The sequence below is a fragment of the Bradyrhizobium canariense genome (assembly GCF_019402665.1).
GTDB lineage: Bacteria > Pseudomonadota > Alphaproteobacteria > Rhizobiales > Xanthobacteraceae > Bradyrhizobium > Bradyrhizobium canariense.
This window is the reverse complement of the sequence record NZ_VSST01000037.1, coordinates 225,174-242,305: the sequence shown is the minus strand read 5'-3', so window position 1 is coordinate 242,305 and position 17,132 is coordinate 225,174. Positions and strand designations below refer to the sequence as shown.

At 63.9% G+C, this 17,132-nt stretch carries 14 protein-coding genes; 4 read left to right on the top strand and 10 right to left on the bottom strand.

Annotation, left to right across the window (positions count from 1 at the left end; translation table 11 throughout):
* The first annotated feature begins 193 nt into the window (after window positions 1–193).
* Together pobA and FXB41_RS20145 are read left to right on the top strand one after the other, a co-directional pair.
* Window positions 194–1,363, top strand: coding sequence for a 4-hydroxybenzoate 3-monooxygenase (gene pobA, locus FXB41_RS20150; protein WP_219682936.1), 1,170 nt, complete (start codon window positions 194–196; stop codon window positions 1,361–1,363).
* Window positions 1,364–1,573: 210 nt separating this feature from the next.
* Window positions 1,574–1,993, top strand: a complete 420-nt coding sequence (locus FXB41_RS20145; protein WP_007599679.1) for a PaaI family thioesterase — start codon at window positions 1,574–1,576, stop codon at window positions 1,991–1,993.
* An 85-nt stretch (window positions 1,994–2,078) separates the two neighbouring features.
* Here FXB41_RS20145 and FXB41_RS20140 read toward each other — a convergent pair whose 3' ends face one another.
* Window positions 2,079–2,963 carry a LysR family transcriptional regulator gene (locus tag FXB41_RS20140; RefSeq protein ID WP_219682935.1) on the bottom strand — a complete coding sequence of 295 codons (885 nt, stop codon included), beginning with the start codon at window positions 2,961–2,963 and terminating at the stop codon, window positions 2,079–2,081.
* A gap of 120 nt (window positions 2,964–3,083) precedes the next feature.
* Here FXB41_RS20140 and FXB41_RS20135 point away from each other — a divergent pair, with 120 nt between their 5' ends.
* The gene (locus tag FXB41_RS20135) at window positions 3,084–3,707 is read left to right on the top strand and encodes a pyridoxamine 5'-phosphate oxidase family protein (protein WP_007599689.1); all 624 of its coding nucleotides are present in this window, start codon (window positions 3,084–3,086) and stop codon (window positions 3,705–3,707) included.
* A 224-nt stretch (window positions 3,708–3,931) separates the two neighbouring features.
* On the opposite strand, the gene FXB41_RS20130 is transcribed toward FXB41_RS20135, so the two are convergent.
* From FXB41_RS20130 to FXB41_RS20120, 3 genes are read right to left on the bottom strand one after another with little or no spacing between them, the layout of a single operon-like run.
* Window positions 3,932–4,663, bottom strand: coding sequence for an ABC transporter ATP-binding protein (locus tag FXB41_RS20130; protein ID WP_007599691.1), 732 nt, complete (start codon window positions 4,661–4,663; stop codon window positions 3,932–3,934).
* Window positions 4,660–6,429 (bottom strand): branched-chain amino acid ABC transporter ATP-binding protein/permease, encoded by a 1,770-nt coding sequence (locus tag FXB41_RS20125; RefSeq protein ID WP_007599692.1) that lies wholly within the window; start codon window positions 6,427–6,429, stop codon window positions 4,660–4,662. Before FXB41_RS20125 ends, FXB41_RS20130 begins: the two co-directional genes overlap by 4 nt.
* A 7-nt stretch (window positions 6,430–6,436) precedes the next feature.
* The gene (locus FXB41_RS20120; protein ID WP_219682934.1) at window positions 6,437–7,477 is read right to left on the bottom strand and encodes a branched-chain amino acid ABC transporter permease; all 1,041 of its coding nucleotides are present in this window, start codon (window positions 7,475–7,477) and stop codon (window positions 6,437–6,439) included.
* A gap of 176 nt (window positions 7,478–7,653) precedes the next feature.
* On the opposite strand from FXB41_RS20120, the gene FXB41_RS20115 reads away from it, so the two are divergent.
* Window positions 7,654–8,175, top strand: coding sequence for a MarR family winged helix-turn-helix transcriptional regulator (locus FXB41_RS20115; RefSeq protein WP_219682933.1), 522 nt, complete (start codon window positions 7,654–7,656; stop codon window positions 8,173–8,175).
* A 59-nt stretch (window positions 8,176–8,234) separates the two neighbouring features.
* Here the strand turns inward: FXB41_RS20115 and FXB41_RS20110 are convergent, their stop codons facing one another.
* The 6 genes from FXB41_RS20110 to FXB41_RS20085 form a co-directional block, all read right to left on the bottom strand.
* Window positions 8,235–10,331: a putative bifunctional diguanylate cyclase/phosphodiesterase gene (locus FXB41_RS20110; protein WP_219682932.1), complete on the bottom strand. Its 2,097-nt coding sequence runs from the start codon at window positions 10,329–10,331 to the stop codon at window positions 8,235–8,237.
* A gap of 222 nt (window positions 10,332–10,553) precedes the next feature.
* Window positions 10,554–11,837, bottom strand: a complete 1,284-nt coding sequence (locus FXB41_RS20105) for a glycerate kinase type-2 family protein (RefSeq protein WP_219682931.1) — start codon at window positions 11,835–11,837, stop codon at window positions 10,554–10,556.
* A 193-nt stretch (window positions 11,838–12,030) separates the two neighbouring features.
* A complete protein-coding gene (locus FXB41_RS20100; RefSeq protein ID WP_007599704.1) occupies window positions 12,031–13,260 on the bottom strand; it encodes an ABC transporter substrate-binding protein in 1,230 nt (409 codons plus the stop codon).
* Between the two features lie 239 nt (window positions 13,261–13,499).
* Window positions 13,500–14,726, bottom strand: a complete 1,227-nt coding sequence (locus FXB41_RS20095; protein WP_007599705.1) for an ABC transporter substrate-binding protein — start codon at window positions 14,724–14,726, stop codon at window positions 13,500–13,502.
* A gap of 120 nt (window positions 14,727–14,846) precedes the next feature.
* Complete coding sequence (locus FXB41_RS20090; protein ID WP_007599706.1) at window positions 14,847–16,082, bottom strand: ABC transporter substrate-binding protein; 1,236 nt, start codon at window positions 16,080–16,082, stop codon at window positions 14,847–14,849.
* A gap of 31 nt (window positions 16,083–16,113) precedes the next feature.
* Window positions 16,114–17,130, bottom strand: coding sequence for a branched-chain amino acid ABC transporter permease (locus FXB41_RS20085; protein WP_007599707.1), 1,017 nt, complete (start codon window positions 17,128–17,130; stop codon window positions 16,114–16,116).
* Window positions 17,131–17,132 lie beyond the last annotated feature (2 nt).

Sequence of the window (17,132 nt, the reverse complement as noted above, 5' to 3'; positions counted from 1 at the left end):
CGGCGGGCTTCGATGGCCCGGTCTCGTTATTTAACATGTTATCTAATTGGCCGGCGCGTTCAAGCCGGAACTGGCGTGACGTGCCGCCGCGCACTCCCTTTTTGCCCAACCGTTATATGATATAATTATCGTGTGCGGACAGCTGCGACAAGCGAGCCACGCCGAAAGCCTACCGGATCGGGAGGAGCAAGTATTGCGGACAAAAGTCGCAATCATCGGGGCAGGGCCGGCTGGATTGTTGCTTGGGCAACTGCTGCACCGCTATGGCATCGACAATGTCATTCTGGAGCGGCAGAGCCCGGACTATGTGCTCGGCCGCATCCGTGCCGGACTGCTGGAGGAGGGAACAGTCGCGCTGCTCGACCAGATCGGCGCCGGCGCACGGGCCCATGCCGAAGGGCTGGTGCATGAAGGGATCGAGCTCGCCTTTTCGGGGCGCCGGCACCGCATCGACATGAAGGCTGCGACCGGCAAGACGGTCATGATCTACGGCCAGACCGAGGTCACGCTCGACCTGATGGATGCGCGCAACGCCGCCGGTCTCACCTCGGTCTACGAGGCCAAGGACGTACAACCGCACGATTTCGACGGCGGTCACCCGCGCGTAACCTACATGAAAGATGGCGTCACCCACACGATCGATTGCGACTTCGTCGCCGGCTGCGACGGGTTTCACGGCGTCAGCCGCGCCAGCGTTCCGGCTTCGGCCATCGAGGAGTTCGAGCGCATCTATCCGTTCGGCTGGCTCGGCATCCTCTCCGAGACGCCGCCGGTCAGCCACGAGCTGATCTATTCCAACCACGTCCGCGGCTTTGCGCTGTGCACCATGCGTTCGACCAGGCGCAGCCGCTACTATGTGCAGTGCGCGCTCGACGACCATGTCGACCAGTGGCCGGACGATCGATTCTGGGACGAGCTCAAGCGCCGCCTCGACCGGGACGCCGCCGACAGCCTGATCACGGGCCCCTCGATCGAGAAGAGCATTGCGCCGCTGCGCAGCTTCGTCGCCGAGCCGATGCGTTTCGGCAAGTTGTTCCTGTGCGGTGATGCCGCCCATATCGTGCCGCCGACCGGCGCCAAGGGGCTGAATCTGGCCGCGAGCGATGCGCATTATCTGTCGAGCGCATTTCGCGAGTTCTACGACGAAAAATCCAGCGCCGGCATTGACGCCTATTCGGCGAAGGCACTGGCGCGGGTCTGGAAAGCCGTGCGGTTCTCCTGGTGGATGACCTCGATGCTGCACAAATTTCCGGACACCGGTACGATTGGGGCGCGCATCCAGCTCGCCGAGCTCGACTACGTCACGCAGTCCCAAGCCGCGATGACATCACTGTCGGAGAACTATGTGGGGCTGCCGTTTTAGGACGGTGCTGTAGGGTGGGCAAAGCGAAGCGCGCCCACCAGCGTTGTCTTCGCGCGAGATGGTGGGCACGGCGCTGCGCACCTTTGCCCACCCTACGAGTGCTCGCCACTTCTTTCAAACACCCGCGCAAATTCCGTTTAAAACTTTGTAGGTGGTGCAACCGTCACGTCCCTCGCGTTCAATGGCGGCAGCCACCAACGCGAGACGGACATGACCAGCACCGACATCCCCGCCGGCTTCGAGCCGCATTTCCGCAAAGCCCCGCTCACCGACCCCTGGGAGCCGCTTTACTCCAGGAAGACCGACAACGGCGTCACCGTGGGATTGCGGCTCGCAACACCGCACACCAACGCGCGCGGGCTGATCCATGGCGGATTGATCGCAGCGCTGGCCGATGCCGCCATGGGCTACAGCTGCGCGCAGGCGACCGGCTGGACCACCTCGTTGGTCACGATCTCGCTGTCGGTCGACTATGTCGGCGCCGGCGAGATCGGCCAATGGCTCGCGGTCGAGGGCGAGGCGATCAAGACCGGCAGCACGATCTGTTTCGCGCAGTGCCTCGCGAAGGCCGACGGCGCCGTGATCGCGCGCGCCAGCGGCACCTTTCGCGTCGTGCCGAAAAAGGGGTAGTCGTCATTCCGGGGCTCGCGAAGCGAGAGCCCGGAATCTCGAGATTCCGGGCTCGGTCCTGCGGACCGCCCCGGAATGACAGTTGTTACCCGAATTTCCACTCCGCGGTCTCCACCACGAGATCGACGAAGGCGCGCACCTTGGCGGAGAGCAGGCGCGAGGTTGGGTAGACGATGTGGATCGGCAGCGCCGGCTGCTCGTAGTTCGCCAACACGATTCTGAGCCGCCCGCGCCGCAAGCCCTCGGCGGCCTGATAGGCCAGCACCCGGGTCACGCCGCCGCCGGCCTCGGCATATTGCAGGGCGGCGTCGGCGCTGTTGCTGGCGAAGCGTGGGTTCGGCGCCACCTCGATGTCGCGGCCGTCCTGCACGAAGCGCCAGTTGGCGGATGGACCGAACGCGATGGTCTGGTGCGTAAGCAGTGCCTCCGGCGTCTTCGGTTCGCCATGGCGCTTCAGATAGCCCGACGTCGCCACCACGATCCGACGCATCTCGCCGACCTGGCGCGCGACGAGCGAGGAGTCGGCGAGATGGCCGATCCGCACCGCGACGTCGACGGCGTCTTCCACGAGATTGACGAGGTTGTCGGACAGCCGCAATTCGCAGGCGACCTCGGGATAGCGCTTGAGGTAGGCGGTCATGACAGGCCCGACATGGAGCCGGCCGAAGCCGACCGGCGCCGACACCACCAGCCGCCCGCTCGGCCGGTTGCGCTCCTCCCGTGCCGAGCCGTCGGCCTCCTCGACATCGGCCAGGATGCGACGCGCACGCTCCAGATAGCGCGTGCCGACGTCGGTCAGGGTCACTTGACGGGTGGTCCGCTGCAACAGCCTCGCGCCGAGATGCTCCTCCAGCGCCGCGATCAGCCGCGTCACCGCGGAGGGGGACAGCCGCAGTTTTCGTGCCGCCGGCGCGAAGCCGTGCAAATCGGCGACGGTGACGAAAACATGCATGGCTTCGAGGCGATCCATGGTATTGTTGCATATACCGCAATGATGAAGTGTCAAGCGGGCCGATTGTTTTAGCCGGCGAAAAGTCCATTTTAGGTGGCGAAGACGCAGGGATGCGCCGGGATTTCAGGAGATGGTCCGATGACGGCAACTCACACCTATGCCAGCGACGTCGCATTCACGCCGGCGGTGAAGTCGATCCAGACCCGAAAGGGATCCCGCGAAGGCTATGCGCATGCCGAGCAGCGCGGCTGGCGCACCGAGGTCGATGAAAACCTCGCGGCGTTCCTGGCCGACGCCAACAGCTTTTATCTTGCCACGGCCTCGGCCGACGGACAGCCCTACATCCAGCATCGCGGCGGCCCGAAGGGCTTCTTGAAGGTGCTGGACAAGCAGACGCTGGCTTTCACGGACTACGCCGGCAATCGGCAATACATCACGCAGGGAAATCTGTCCGAAAATCCCAAGGCCTACATCTTCGTGATGGACTACGCCCATCGCCGCCGGGTGAAGATCTGGGGCGAGGCGCGGGTGGTCGAGGACGACGAGGCGCTGACGACATCGCTGATGCCGAAAGGCTATCGCGCCCGGCCGGAGCAGGTGATCCTGTTCAAGATCGAAGCGTGGGACACGAACTGCCCGCAGCACATCCCGCAGAAGTTCGACGCGACGGATGTGGCAGCGGCGCTGGCGGCAAGAGATGCGAAAATCACGGAGCTGGAGGCGGAGGTCGCGGCGCTGAAGGGGGAGAAGGCCGCGAGTTGAGCTTACCTGCCAATGAAAGCTAGAGCGACTTGCGGCGTGCACCCTCTCCCCTTGCGGGAGAGGGTGGCTCGTCGCGGAGCGACGAGACGGGTGAGGGGTCTCTCTCCACGAATGAAGCACTTTCCGTTTAGATAGATACCCCTCATCCGGCGCTTCGCGCCACCTTCTCCCGCAAGGGGAGAAGGGAAGAAGACAGCGCGTGCGGCGTCAGCAATTTCTCGAACTTACAGCCCGCTCGCGCCTTCGTGCTGGAAGCCGAGATAGCTGGCGGCGACGCGCTCGTTCGCCGCAATGTCGCTGGCCTTACCGCTGAGCACGAACTCGCCGAGCTCCATGACATAGGCCTGATCCGCGATCTTCAATGCGGCCTGCGCGTTCTGCTCGACCAGCAGTACGGAGACGCCGGCGGCGCGCAGTTCGGTGACGATGCGGAAAATGTCGGCGACGATGATCGGGGCGAGGCCGAGGCTCGGCTCGTCCAGCATCAGGAGCTTGGGCTCGCCCATCAGGGCGCGGCCCATTGCGAGCATCTGCTGCTCGCCGCCGGAGAGCGTGCCGGCGAGCTGCTTGCGCCGTTCCTTGAGCCGCGGAAACAGCGCGTAGACCCGCTCCATCGAGGCTTTCGCCTTGCTTCTCTCGATGCGGAAGGCCCCCAACTCGAGATTGTCCTCGACATTCATGGTCACGAACAATTCGCGGTGCTCGGGAACGAGGCCAAGTCCCATGGCGACGCGGTCCTCGATGTCGAGTCGCGACAGATCCTGACCTGCGAATGCCACGCGCCCCTTCAGCGGAAAGATGCCCATGATGGCGGAGAGCAGCGTGGTCTTGCCGGCGCCATTGGCGCCGACGATGGTGACGATCTGGTTCTGGCCGACTTCGAGCGAGACCGAGCGCACGGCCTCGACCTTGCCATAGGCGACATGGGCGTCGGCGACGGACAACAGCGCGGTCATGCCGCCACTCCGAGATAGGCCTTGATCACTTCGGGATTGGTCTTGATCGTGGCCGGCGTTCCTTCTGCGATCTTGGTGCCGAAATCGAGCACCACGATGCGGTCGGCGAGGTTCATGACGAAGCCCATGTCGTGCTCGACAAGCAGCACGCTCATGCCGCCGTCGCGCAGCTCCCGCAGGAGGCTCGCGAGCCGCTGCTTCTCCATGTGGCGCAGGCCGGCGGCCGGCTCGTCGAGCAGCAGCAGCATCGGATCGACGCACAACGCACGGGCGATCTCGACGATCCGTTGCTGTCCCAGCGAAAGCGAGCCTGCGAGCTGATGCATCTGCTCGCCAAGTCCGACCCGCTCGATCTGGCGGGCGGCTTCGGCGAGCAGCTTTGCCTCATCAGTGCGGTCGAGCCGCAGCATCGAGGAGATCGGCCCCGAATGGCCGCGCAGATGGGCGCCGATCGCGACGTTCTCCAGCACGGTCATGTCAGGCACCAGCTTGACGTGCTGGAAGGTGCGGGAGATGCCGAGCTTGACGATCTCCTGCGGCGGTGCCCTGTCGACCTTGTTGCCGAGCACGGAGATCGAGCCTGAGGTGGCCGACAGCACGCCGGTGATCAGGTTGAAGGTGGTGCTCTTGCCGGCGCCGTTGGGGCCGATCAGCGCGACGATCTCGCGAGCCAGGACGTCGAAGGAGACGTTGTTCACCGCGACCACGCCGCCAAATTGCTTCCGGGCCTTCTCGACCTGAAGCAGGACGCTGGATTGGCCGGGGGAGCGGGTGCGCTGCTCCAGCTTGAGCGAGGTGTCCGGCTTTTTGCCACCGGTGCGCTGGGGCAGGAACGACATCAGCCAGGGCCAGACGCCGCCGGGTGCGAGCTGAAGCAGCGCCACCAGCATGATGCCGAACACGATGGTCTCGACCTGGCCGGAGCCGGGCAGGATCAGCGGCAGATAGCTCTGCAGCACTTCCTTGAGGACCACGACGAGCGCCGCGCCCAGGACGCCACCCCAGACATAGCCGGCGCCGCCGACCACGGCGATGAAGAGATACTCGATGCCGGCCTGCGCGCCGAACGGCGTCGGGTTCACCGCGCGCTGAAGATGGGCGTAAAGCCAGCCGGAGAGGCCGGCGAGCACGGCGGCATGGATGAACACCAGCATTTTCGCCCGCGGCGTGTGCACGCCGAACGCCTCGGCCGCGACATGGCCGCGCCGGAGCGCGCGGATGGCGCGGCCGGTGCGGGAGTCCAGCAGGTTCATCGTGAGCAGCGCCGAGAGGATCACGGCAACCCAGATCGCGTAGTAGATCGAGCCGGGCGAGAGCATTTTGAACGAGCCGATCGACAGCGGCGGGATCGCCGAGATGCCGTCGTTTCTTCCCAGGAATTCGAGCTTGCTGAAGAGATAGAACAAGCCGAGCCCCCAGGCGAGCGTGCCGAGCGGCAGATAATGGCCAGAGAGACGGACCGTGACGAGGCCGAGCAGCACCGCCAGTAATCCGCTGACCAGCAGCGACAATGGGAGCGTTAGCCAGGGCGACATGCCGTAGGTCGTTGACAGCACCGCGGTGGTGTAGGCGCCGAAGCCAACGAAGGCCGCTTGTCCGAACGAGGTCAGGCCGCCGACGCCGGTCAGCAGCACGAGGCCCATCGCGACCAGGGCGGTGAGGCCGACATTGTCGAGCAGCACGATCCAGAACGGGGGCATGCCCGGAACAAAGGGGATCGCCGCCATAATCAGCGCGAAGATGAGGATGGGGAGCCGGCTCTGCATTTTGGCGTCAGTCCTTCTCTTCCTCGACCGCAGGCGCTGCGAGCGAGCGCAGCAGCAGCACGGGAATCAAGAGCATGAAAACGATCACCTCCTTGTAGTTGGAGGCATAGAAGGACGAGAACGCCTCGACGATGCCGACGACCAGCGCCGCGACCGCGGTGAGGGGGTAGCTGACAAGCCCGCCGATGATCGCGGCGACAAAGCCCTTCAGGCCGATCAGGAAGCCCGAGTCGTAATAGAGCGTCGTGATCGGCACGATCATGATGCCCGACAGTGCGCCGATGACGGACGCCAGCAGGAAGGCGATCTGCCCGGATAGCGTGGTGCGGATGCCGACGAGCCGGGCACCGAGCCGGTTCACGGCGGTCGCGCGCAGCGCCTTGCCGTAGAGTGTCAGCCCGAAGAACAGCCACAGCCCGACGATGAAGGCGATGGTAATGCCGTAGACCGTGATGCTCTGGCCTGTGAAGCGCAGCGCGCCGGTGGTGAAAGATCCCGACAGTACGGCAGGTCCGCGCTGACCTTCGGCGCCGAAGAACAATAGGCCTAAACCCTGAAGTGCGAGATGGACGCCCACCGAGGCGATCAGCAGCACCAGCACGGAGGTGTGCGCCAGCGGCTGGAATGCGATGCGGTAGAGAAACAGGCCGATCATCGCCACGATCACCAGCGACAGCGCGATGCAGACCGCAACCGGCGGCTTCTGAGCGGCGTAGTAGACAGTCAGCGCCAGCACGATGGCCGGCAGCACGATGTTGGTCAGGATGCTGCGCAGCACCAGGCGCCCGTGCAGCGCCTTGCGCGCGGCGAACAGGTCGAACGCGAAGGCGCCAAGGCCCAGGGCGAACGCGAGTTTCGCCGTACCCGGCATCTGGCCCGCGGCCAGCGAGGCATAGGTCAGCGCGCCATAGGTGACGAATTCGCCCTGCGGGATGAGGATGACGCGGGTGACGGCGAACACCAGCACCAGCGCCAGGCCGAGCAGCGCATAAATCGCGCCATTGGTGATGCCGTCCTGCAGCAGGAACAGCATGATGGTGGTATTCAAGACCGGACGCTCCCCCTCAAAGATTCAGGACCGGTCCCCTGATTGTGGTGGACGGTCCGCTCACAGCCATTGAACAGCGCTGACGATATTTGATATGGTCCATAACAATTATCAAATATAACATCAAGAGTGGCGAACGATCCTCCCGAACTTAACGGGATTGCGAGCATGAGGCGATGACCGTTTCCAAAACCGCTGAAAAGTCCTCTGAAAAACCCGCCGAGACCGCCAAGGGCCGCAAGGACGCGGCCGACGGGCCTGGCGAAGCCCTCCAGCTCGGCGAGCTCTCGGAGCAGCTCGGCTATGTCCTGAAGCGGGCACAGCTCAAGGTGTTCGAGAACTTCCTGCGCTGCATGGCCTCGCTCCAGCTCACGCCGGCGCAGTTCTCCGTGCTGCTGCTGGTCGAGAAAAACCCCGGCCGTAACCAGACCGAGATCGCCTCCACCCTCGGCATCCTGCGCCCGAACTTCGTGGCGATGCTCGACAATCTCGAGAGCCGCGACCTTTGCGCGCGGATCCGCTCCACCAACGACCGCCGCTCGCACATCCTGGTGCTGACCGACAAGGGCAAGGCCGTGCTGGCCCGCGCCAAGAAGCTCGTCGCCACCAAGCACGAGGCGCGGCTGAACGAGGTGCTCGGGCCGTCCAACCGCGCAGCCCTGCTCGGGATGCTCTCGAAGATCGCCAACGAGTTTTGACGGTTGATTGCCCCGGCGACCGGGCATCAAACCCGGAAGCGCGGGCGGGCTGGCCGCGGTTATGCCGCAGCGAACCGGTCGGGCATGGCAGGTGCTTCCGCGGACAGGAAACGGCGCTCGATTTCCACGGCGGGCAAGGGCGGGCTGAACAGATAGCCCTGCATTTCGGTGCAGCCCTCCGCTGCGATCCGATCCCTTTGCTCCTCGGTCTCCACGCCCTCCGCGGTCGTCGTCATGCCCATCCCGCGCGCCAGTGCCGCCACCGCGCGCACGATGCTGAGGGATGCCGCATTGTTTTCCACGCCGCTGACGAACGACCGGTCGATCTTGATCTTGTCGAAGGGGAAGCATTGCAGATAGGTCAATGACGAATAACCGGTGCCGAAATCGTCCATGGCGACCTTGATGCCGAGTGCCCGGAGCTGGTGCAGCGTCGTCAGCGTCCCATGCCTGTCCTGCAGCAAAACGCTTTCCGTGATCTCGATCTCCAGCCGCCGCGGATCGAGGCCAGAGGCCGCCAGGGTGCCGACGATCACCTCGGTCAGGCCCGGCTGGCGGAATTGCACCGCCGAGATATTGACGGCGACGTGCAGATGGTCCGGCCACCGGCTTGCAGTGGCACAGGCCTGCCGGATCACCCACTCACCGATCGGCACGATCAGGCCGATCTCTTCCGCAAGCGGGATAAAGCTGTTCGGCGCGACCAGTCCGCGTCGTGGATGTCGCCACCGGATCAAGGCTTCGAAGCCGCTGATCTCGCCGCCGTCGGTCTTCACGACCGGCTGGTAGTGCAGTTCGAACTCGCCGGCGGCAAGGCCGTTGTGCAGGTCCTGCTCCAGCGCGCGGCGGCTTTGCGCCTCTTCGCCCATGGCCGGTTCGAAGAAGCAGTGCATGCCGCGGCCGTCGCTTTTCGCGCGATACAGGGCCAGATCGGCATTGTGCAGGAGTTGCTCGGGCGTCGAGCCGTCGCCGGGCGCAATGGCGATCCCGACGCTCGCGCCCACAATAGCCTGGTGTCCGTCGAGCCCGAACGGAGCACTCAGCGTGCTGACCACATCGCGCGCCAGCAGGTCCGCTTCGCTCGAATCGGAGATCGGCGACTGGAGGATGACGAATTCATCGCCACCCATACGCGCGACGGTATCGCTGTCGCGGGCGAGCTGCTTGAGGCGGCGGCTGACATCCTGCAGCAGGATGTCGCCGGCCTGATGGCCAAGGGTGTCGTTGACGGCCTTGAACTTGTCGAGATCGATGTGGTGGATCGCGAACATCCCACCCTGTTCGAGCGCCTGCTTGAGGCGCTGACCGAGCAGGGCGCGATTGACGAGGTCCGTCAGCGCGTCGTGGTGCGCCATATGCGCGATCTGCAATTCCGCCTTGCGCTGCTCGGTGATGTCTTCGTGGGTCGCGACCCATCCGAGATCGGGCATCGGTCGGTGCCTGATCTTGAAGGTCCGCCCGTTCCGCATCTCGACGATGCTGTCCATGGCCTCGGCCGACGTGGCGACATCGGTCCGCCATGTGGCGTATTCCTCGCGCGTCATGGCCGGCACGCTGCCGGCTTCGAAGCGCAGGTCGAGGATCTCCTGGAGTGGCGTGCCCGGACGAACGCGGTCGGGCGGCAGGCCGTACATTTCGATATAGTGCGTGTTGCAGACCAGCAGCCGATGGTCGGCGCTGAAGAAGCAAAGTCCCTGCGACATGTTGTTGATCGCGATGTCGAACTGGAAATTGCGTTCCTGTAGCCGCGCACTGAGCTCTTCGCGCTCTGTAATGTCCTCGTGCGTCGCCATGCCGCCGCCGTCGGGCAGGGGATGGATGGTGTAGGCGATGATTCGTCCGTCGGCGAACTGCTGAACCGTCTGCTCGCTGACGACCGAACCCTCGGTGCGGGCACGGACATAGGCGCCGGCTTCTCCGCCGATGTTCAGGCCCAGTTCGAGCCGATGCTGGATCAGGTCCTTGATCGGCGTGCCCGGGTGCACCTGCTCGGGCGAGAGCGCGTACATCTCGCGGTAGCGCGGATTGCAGAAAATGACCCTGCGGTCGCTGCCGAACAGGATGATCCCGAGCCACAGATTATTGGCGGCGCACTTGAGCAGCTCGCCGAGCACGAGCGGATCAATGCTTGCGACCTCCTGATCATTCTCCGCCATGCGCCTTGCCCCCGAAACGACGCGATTAGAGCAGGCGGTGGTGAATCAGCCCAACAATTCGCCCAGTTTCGGGACATGTTCCTGAAACTGCGGCGAACGCGAGGTTAAGGGCGGCGATGCCCGCCCCCTGGAAAAGAGGACGCCGACAAGAATTCAGAGATCGTTAACCATGTCGTCCCGCCGAACCGCGCGCGGTGCCGGCGGGATGGCGATGCCGCCCGATCAGTCGACCAGGATCACCCGGATATCGTTCACATTGGTCAGCGTGGGACCCGGCAGCAACAGGTCGCCCGTCGCCTCGAAGAACGTCGTCGCATCGTTGTTGTCGAGATAGGCCTGCGGCTGCAGCCCCTGCGCCCTCATCTTCGCGAACGTCGCCGCGTCGATCAGCGCGCCGGCGGGGTCGGTGGGGTGGCCGGCGCCGCCATCGGCGCCGTCGGTGTCGCCGGCGAGCGCGGAGATGTCAGGCGTGTCCTTCAAGAGGCCGGCGAGCGCCAGCGCGTATTCCTGGTTCGGGCCGCCGCGGCCATCGCCACGCACGGTGACCGTGAGCTCGCCGCCGGAGAGGATCGCCACGCGCTTGCCCTGTGCACGGGCCTGAAGCGCCAGCCTGGCATGAGCGGCGGCAACGTCGCGGGCCTCGCCTTCGAGGTCGGCGCCGAGATCGATCGTCTCGTAACCGGCCTCCTGCGCGAGTTTCACCGCGGCGTCGAGCGATTGCTTCGGGCGTGCGATCAATTCGAAATGCGCGCGCGCGAAGGCGGCATCACCGGGCTTGCAGCTTTCGTTGGCGGGGTCATCCAGCGCGCGGCGGACGGCATCGTCGATATCGAGCTTGTATTTGGTGACGATGGCGCGCGCATCATTGAGCGTGGTCGGATCGGGCACGGTCGGACCGGAGGCGATCGCGGAGGGATCGTCATGCGGCACGTCGGAGATCGCGAGCGTCACGATCTCGGCGGCATTTTTGCCCGCGCGCGCCAGCCGCCCACCCTTGATCCGCGACAGATGCTTGCGCACGACATTCATCTCGCCGATCGGCGCGCCGGAGCGAAGCAGCGCCTTGTTGACCGCCTGCTTCTGCGCGAAGCTGATGCCGTCCACGGGCGCGATCCAGTTCGCGGAGCCGCCGCCGGTGAGCAGCACCAGGAGCAAATCGTCCGGCCCTGCCTCGGCTGCGAGCGCGAGCGTATCGGCCGCGCCCTTCAGGCCGGCTTCGTCAGGCACGGGATGACCGGCCTCGACCACGCGGATGCGGCGGGTCGGCACGCCGTAGCCGTGGCGCGTGGTGGCAATGCCGACCAGGCGTTCCGGTGCGAGCCCGAGCGCGTCGAGATAATGCCGCTCGGCGGCGGCGGCCATCGCGGCCGCGCCCTTGCCGGCGGCGAGACAGATCACGCGTCCCCTTGGCGCGGGCCGCAGGTGCGGCGCCAGAATCGTGCTCGGATGAGCGGCGGCAACGGCGGCGTCGTAGAGCGCGCGGAGCAGGGGGCGTCGATCGGACATGACGAAGGGCCTTGAGCGGACAGGAAAGACTGGCGGCAAACGCGCCGCTCACCTGCCTACCGCATCATGCGCCAAAGCGTAAGCCGGCTTCACCATCATTCGATTGTGCAATCGCGTGATCATAATCGACGCGCAAGCAAAAACCCCCTGCGATGGTTCGCAGGGGGTTTTCATCGTCGTGGGTATCAGGCGGTTAGCCGCCGACGTCGGCGCTGATCACGTCACCGAACAGCTCCCACTTGTCGCCCTTGAACTTCTCGAGCTGGAGCTGGCTGATCGGCGCGAAGTCGGTCGGAGAGGTGTTGATCTGCACGCCCGGCAGCAGCACTTCGGTGCGGAAGTTCTTCAGGCTGGCGGCCTGCTTCATGACGTTCGCGCGCGTGAGATCGTCGCCGCACTGCTTGAGGACTTGGACCAGGGTCTGCGCCACGCCGTAGCCGACGATGGTGCCGTGGTCGAGCTTGTCGCCGTCCGGAAAGTACTTGTTCATGAACGCGACGAAGTCCTTCATGCCGGGATCGCTGTTCCACGCCGGATCCGAAATGTCCTTCAGGTAGTCGGCGGAGATGATGTCCTGCGAGTTCTCGAACCCGGCGGGCTTGAGCACGCTGCCGACGGACGCCGAGACGTTGTTGAGGAAGTGCAGCGGCTTCCAGCCGATCTCGGCATTCTTCTTGATTGCCTGCGCCGCGAATTTCGGCGTCGTGATGTTCATGAAGACGTCGGCACCGGTCGATTTCAGCTTGACGATGTGGTTGTCGATGGTCGGCTCGGAGGTCTCGTAGCTCTCCTCCATGACGATCATCGACGCGGCCTTGGCGCCGAGGCCGTCCTTCAGGCCCTTGAGATAATCCTTGCCGTAATCGTCGTTTTGGAACAGCACGGCGATCTTGGCATCCGGCTTGTTCTTGAGCAGCCATTTCGCGTAGATCTGCGTCTCGCTCTGGTAATTGGGCTGCCAGCCCATGGTCCAGGGGAAATCCTTCGGGTCGTTCCACTTGGTGGCGCCGGTCGCGACGAAGAGCTGCGGCACCTTCTTCGAGTTCATGTATTTGTGAATCGCGGAGTTCGGCGGCGTGCCGAGCGAGTTGAAGATGAACAGCACCTCGTCGCTCTCGACCAGCTTGCGCGCCTGCTCCACCGTCTTCGGCGGCGAGTAGGCGTCATCGTAGCTGATGAAGTTGATCTTGCGGCCGTTGATGCCGCCTTCGTCGTTGATCTTCTTGAAATAGGCCGCTTCCGTCCGTCCGATGATGCCGTAGGCGGAGGCCGGTCCGCTGTAGGGCATGATGTTGCCGATCTTGATCTCGGTATCGGTCGCGCCGGTATCGTATTTCTTCTGGGCCGATGCAGTGGAGGCCGAGGCCGCAATGAGCGCGAGCGCGAGTGACGCGGCCGCAAGTTTGCCGGTGACAGCGGGCATTCCTATCTCCCTATTTTCTTGGTGTGTGCGCGTCCCTTTTCTTGTGTTGCCTGTTTTTGGTGACGCAGCCGCAATTCAATACGATTTACCGGACGCCTTCAACAGAAAGCCCCTGCGGCGGGGGCGCAGGGGCTGCTTCTTTAGTAGTCAGGGGCGCCCGCGCGCTCGTGTGCGACTGCGAGAAGGTGCATCCGTCTGAGTTGACGAACCGATCTGGAGCGAGTTTGAGTTGCGTGGCTTCAGTGGCCGAGCTCGCTCGAGATGATGTCCCCGAACAGCTCCCATTTCCGACCCTTGAACCGCATCATCTGGAGCTGCTCGATCGGGGCGAAATTATCGGCTGCGGTGTTGATCTTGATGCCGGGCAACAGGGTGTCGGGCTCGAAATCCTTCAGGCTTGCCGCCTGCTTCATGACGTTGTCGCGGGTGAGGTCGTCGCCGCACATTTGCAGCACCTTCACCATGGTCTGCGCGGCGGCATAGCCGAACACCACGCCGGCATCGAGCTTGTTGGCCTTGGGATCGTATTTGGCGAGGAAGTTGTAGAACTTCTTCATGCCGTCATCGGCATTCCATTGCGGGTCGGAGCCGTCCTTGGTGTAGCTCGCCGACAGGATGCCTTGCGAGATCTCGAGCCCCGCCGGCTCGAGCACGCCGCCGACCGAAGCCGAGACGTTGGAGATGATGTGGACCGGATGCCAGCCGATCTCGGCCGCTTTCTTGATCGCTTGCGCTGCAAATTTCGGCGTGGTGATGCTGACGAAGATGTCGGCGCCGGAGGCCTTCAATTTCACGACGTGCTCGTCGATCGCCGGCTCCGAAGTGTCGTAACCGTCTTCCAGCACGATCATCGAGGCCTTGGGCCCAAGGCCGTCCTTCAGCCCCTTGAGATAGTCCTTGCCGAAATCGTCGTTCTGGTAGAGCACGCCGATCTTGCCGTCCGGCTTCTCCTTCATGATGTACTTGGCGTAGATGCGCGCCTCGCTCGCGTAGCTCGGCTGCCAGCCCATGGTCCAGGGATATTGCTTCGGATCGTTCCACTTCGAAGCGCCGCTCGCCACGAACAATTGCGGCACCTTCTTCTCGTTCATGTATTTGCGAATGGCGCCGTTGGTGGAGGTGCCGAGCGAGCCGAAGATCAGCAGCACCCCGTCGCTCTCGACCAGCTTGCGGGCCTGCTCCACCGTCTTCGGCGGCGAATAGCCGTCGTCGTAGGAGATGAACTTGATCTTGCGGCCGCCGATGCCGCCCTCGGCATTGATCTTGTTGAAATAGGCTTCCTCGGCCTTGCCGATCGCCGCGTAGGCAGAGGCCGGGCCGCTATAGGGCATGATGTTGCCGATCTTGATCTCGGTATCGGAAGCGCCGCTGTCGTATTTCTTCTGCGCCAGTGCCGGGCTGCCCATCGCAGTGCACAATGCGAATGCGGCCAGTACGCCCGCAACCTGAAATCGAACGGCAGTCATCTTTCTCCACCCGGAACGGATCGCCGCCGCATTGAACAAGATTGATGCGGGACGTCAACAAAAAGCCCCCGCGATCGTTCGCGGGGGCTTCTCGAGGTGTCGGACTATTGCGTCAGAGCGTCACTCGGTGGCGATGTCGCCGCTGATGATCTCGCCGAAGAGTTCCCACTTCTCGCCCTTGAAGCGCTGCATCTGGAGCTGCGCGATCGGGGCGAAGTCGGTGGGGCCGGTGTTGATCTTGACGCCGGGCAGCAAGGTGTCCGGTGCGAAATCCTTCAACGAGGCCGCCTGCTTCATGATGTTGGCCCGGGTCAGATCGTCGCCGCACATCTCCAGGACCTTGGCCAGCGTCGACGCTGCGCCGTAGCCATAGACCATGCTGGTGTCGGACTTGTCGGCACCCGGCATGTACTTGTCGACGAACTCGTTCCACTTCTTCATGCCGGGGTCGTTGGCCCACTGCGGGTCCGTGGAGTCCTTGGCATAGGCCGCCGACAGCACGCCCTGCGAGGCCTCGAAGCCGGCCGGCTTCATCACGCTGCCGACCGAGATCGACACGTTGGTGAGGATCTGCAGCGGCTTCCAGCTCAGCTCGGCGGTCTTCTTGATGGTCTGGGCCGCGAATTTCGGCGTCGCGTAGATCAGCAGGACGTCGGGATTGGCCGCCTTGATCTTGACGATGTGACCGTCGATCGAGGGCTCGGACACCTCGTAGCTTTCTTCCATGATGATCATGGACGCGCCCTTGGCGCCCAAGCCGTCCTTGGTGCCCTTGAGGTAGTCTTTGCCGAAATCGTCGTTCTGATAGAGGATCGCGATCTTGGCGTCGGGCTTTTCCTTCAACAGCCATTTCGCGTAGATCTGCGCTTCGCTCTGGTAGGAGGGCTGCCAGCCCATGGTCCAGGGGAAGTTCTTCGGGTCGTTCCACTTGGTGGCGCCGGTGGCGACGAACAGCTGCGGGATCTTCTTGGCGTTCAAATACTTCTGGATCGCGCTGTTCGAGGGCGTGCCGAGCGGGTTGAACACGACGATCACTTCGTCGCTCTCGACCAGCTTGCGGACCTGCTCCACGGCCTTCGGCGGCGAATAGCCGTCGTCATAGGTGACGAAGTTGATCTTGCGGCCGTTGATGCCGCCCTTGTCGTTGATCATCTTGAAATAGGCTTCTTCGGTCTTGCCGATGATGCCATAGGCCGACGCCGGACCGCTGTACGGCATGATGTTGCCGATCTTGATCTCGGTATCGGACGCGCCGGTGTCGTATTTTTTCTGGGCAAAAGCGGCGCCGGAGGTGAGAGTGATGACCGCCGTTGCCGTTACCAGCGCAGCGGTTCGCAGTGTTCTTTCAAAAAACAATTCGGGTCTCCTTGGCTTAATCAACGGGTTGTCAGTTCTTTCTGAGCCGGCCGACGAGTTGCTGGCCCATGATCGCGATCTGCCTCGCGCCGTGCGGCACCAGGTAGATGACGGCGAACAGGAGTACGCCGAATACGGCGCCGGAGAGGCCCTTGGAGATGCCCTCTGCCATGTTCGGCACGAAGATGATGAAGGCTGCGCCGACGAACGAGCCGGGCAGCCAGCCGACGCCACCGACGACCATGCCGAGGAACAGCGAGATCGCCAGCGTGATCGTGTAGCTGTCGGGCGCGACGAACTGCACGGCGATGGCGCCAAGCGAGCCGGCAACGCCGGTGATGCCGGCGGACACGCCGAAGGCCAGTGTCTTGTACAGTGCGACGTTGACGCCCATCGAGGAGGCCGCGATCTCGTTGTCGCGGATCGCCATGAAGGCGCGGCCCGAGCGGGAGCGCAGCAGGTTGACAGAGAAGATGTAGATCGCGAGCACGACCGCGAGCGAGAAGTAGTAGAGCCATGTGTCCTGCGACATCGGCAACCCGAACGGCGCGTCGGGCTTGGTGACGACGAGGCCCTGCACGCCGCCCGTCCAGTGCTCGAGGAAGTTCAGCTTCAGCAGCTGCGGCATCGCGGTGGCAAGCGCAAAGGTCGCGAGCGCGAGATAGACGCCCGACAGCCGCAGTGCCGGCTTGCCGAACAGGTAGCCGAAGGCGAAGCAGACCGCGGCGGAAACCGGAATTGTCAGCGCATAGTTGACGTTGAAGTACTCCATCAGCACCGCCGACGTATAAGCGCCCACGGCATAGAAGGCGCTCTGGCCGAGCGAGAACTGGCCGGAGCCGCCCGTCAGAATGTTCAAGGCCAGCACCGCGAGCCCGTAGATCAGGAGCATCGTCATCTGGAAGATGATGAAGTTCTTGACGAACATCGGCACGATCAACAGCACCGCCAGCACTAACAGGGAGGTGCCCGTGCCCAGCGTCATCGCCCGCTTCGGAACCGCCTCGACGGCCGGGGCTTCCGTGACGACGTCTTCTGCAGCGCTCATGA

Coding starts and splice junctions, on each gene's coding strand:
- FXB41_RS20145 (WP_007599679.1), top strand. CDS start 1,574: ATGACCAGCACCGACATCCCCGCCGGCTTCGAGCCGCATTTCCGCAAA.
- FXB41_RS20140 (WP_219682935.1), bottom strand. CDS start 2,963: ATGGATCGCCTCGAAGCCATGCATGTTTTCGTCACCGTCGCCGATTTG.
- FXB41_RS20135 (WP_007599689.1), top strand. CDS start 3,084: ATGACGGCAACTCACACCTATGCCAGCGACGTCGCATTCACGCCGGCG.
- FXB41_RS20130 (WP_007599691.1), bottom strand. CDS start 4,663: ATGACCGCGCTGTTGTCCGTCGCCGACGCCCATGTCGCCTATGGCAAG.
- FXB41_RS20125 (WP_007599692.1), bottom strand. CDS start 6,429: ATGCAGAGCCGGCTCCCCATCCTCATCTTCGCGCTGATTATGGCGGCG.
- FXB41_RS20115 (WP_219682933.1), top strand. CDS start 7,654: ATGACCGTTTCCAAAACCGCTGAAAAGTCCTCTGAAAAACCCGCCGAG.
- FXB41_RS20110 (WP_219682932.1), bottom strand. CDS start 10,331: ATGGCGGAGAATGATCAGGAGGTCGCAAGCATTGATCCGCTCGTGCTC.
- FXB41_RS20105 (WP_219682931.1), bottom strand. CDS start 11,837: ATGTCCGATCGACGCCCCCTGCTCCGCGCGCTCTACGACGCCGCCGTT.
- FXB41_RS20100 (WP_007599704.1), bottom strand. CDS start 13,260: ATGCCCGCTGTCACCGGCAAACTTGCGGCCGCGTCACTCGCGCTCGCG.
- FXB41_RS20095 (WP_007599705.1), bottom strand. CDS start 14,726: ATGACTGCCGTTCGATTTCAGGTTGCGGGCGTACTGGCCGCATTCGCA.
- FXB41_RS20085 (WP_007599707.1), bottom strand. CDS start 17,130: ATGAGCGCTGCAGAAGACGTCGTCACGGAAGCCCCGGCCGTCGAGGCG.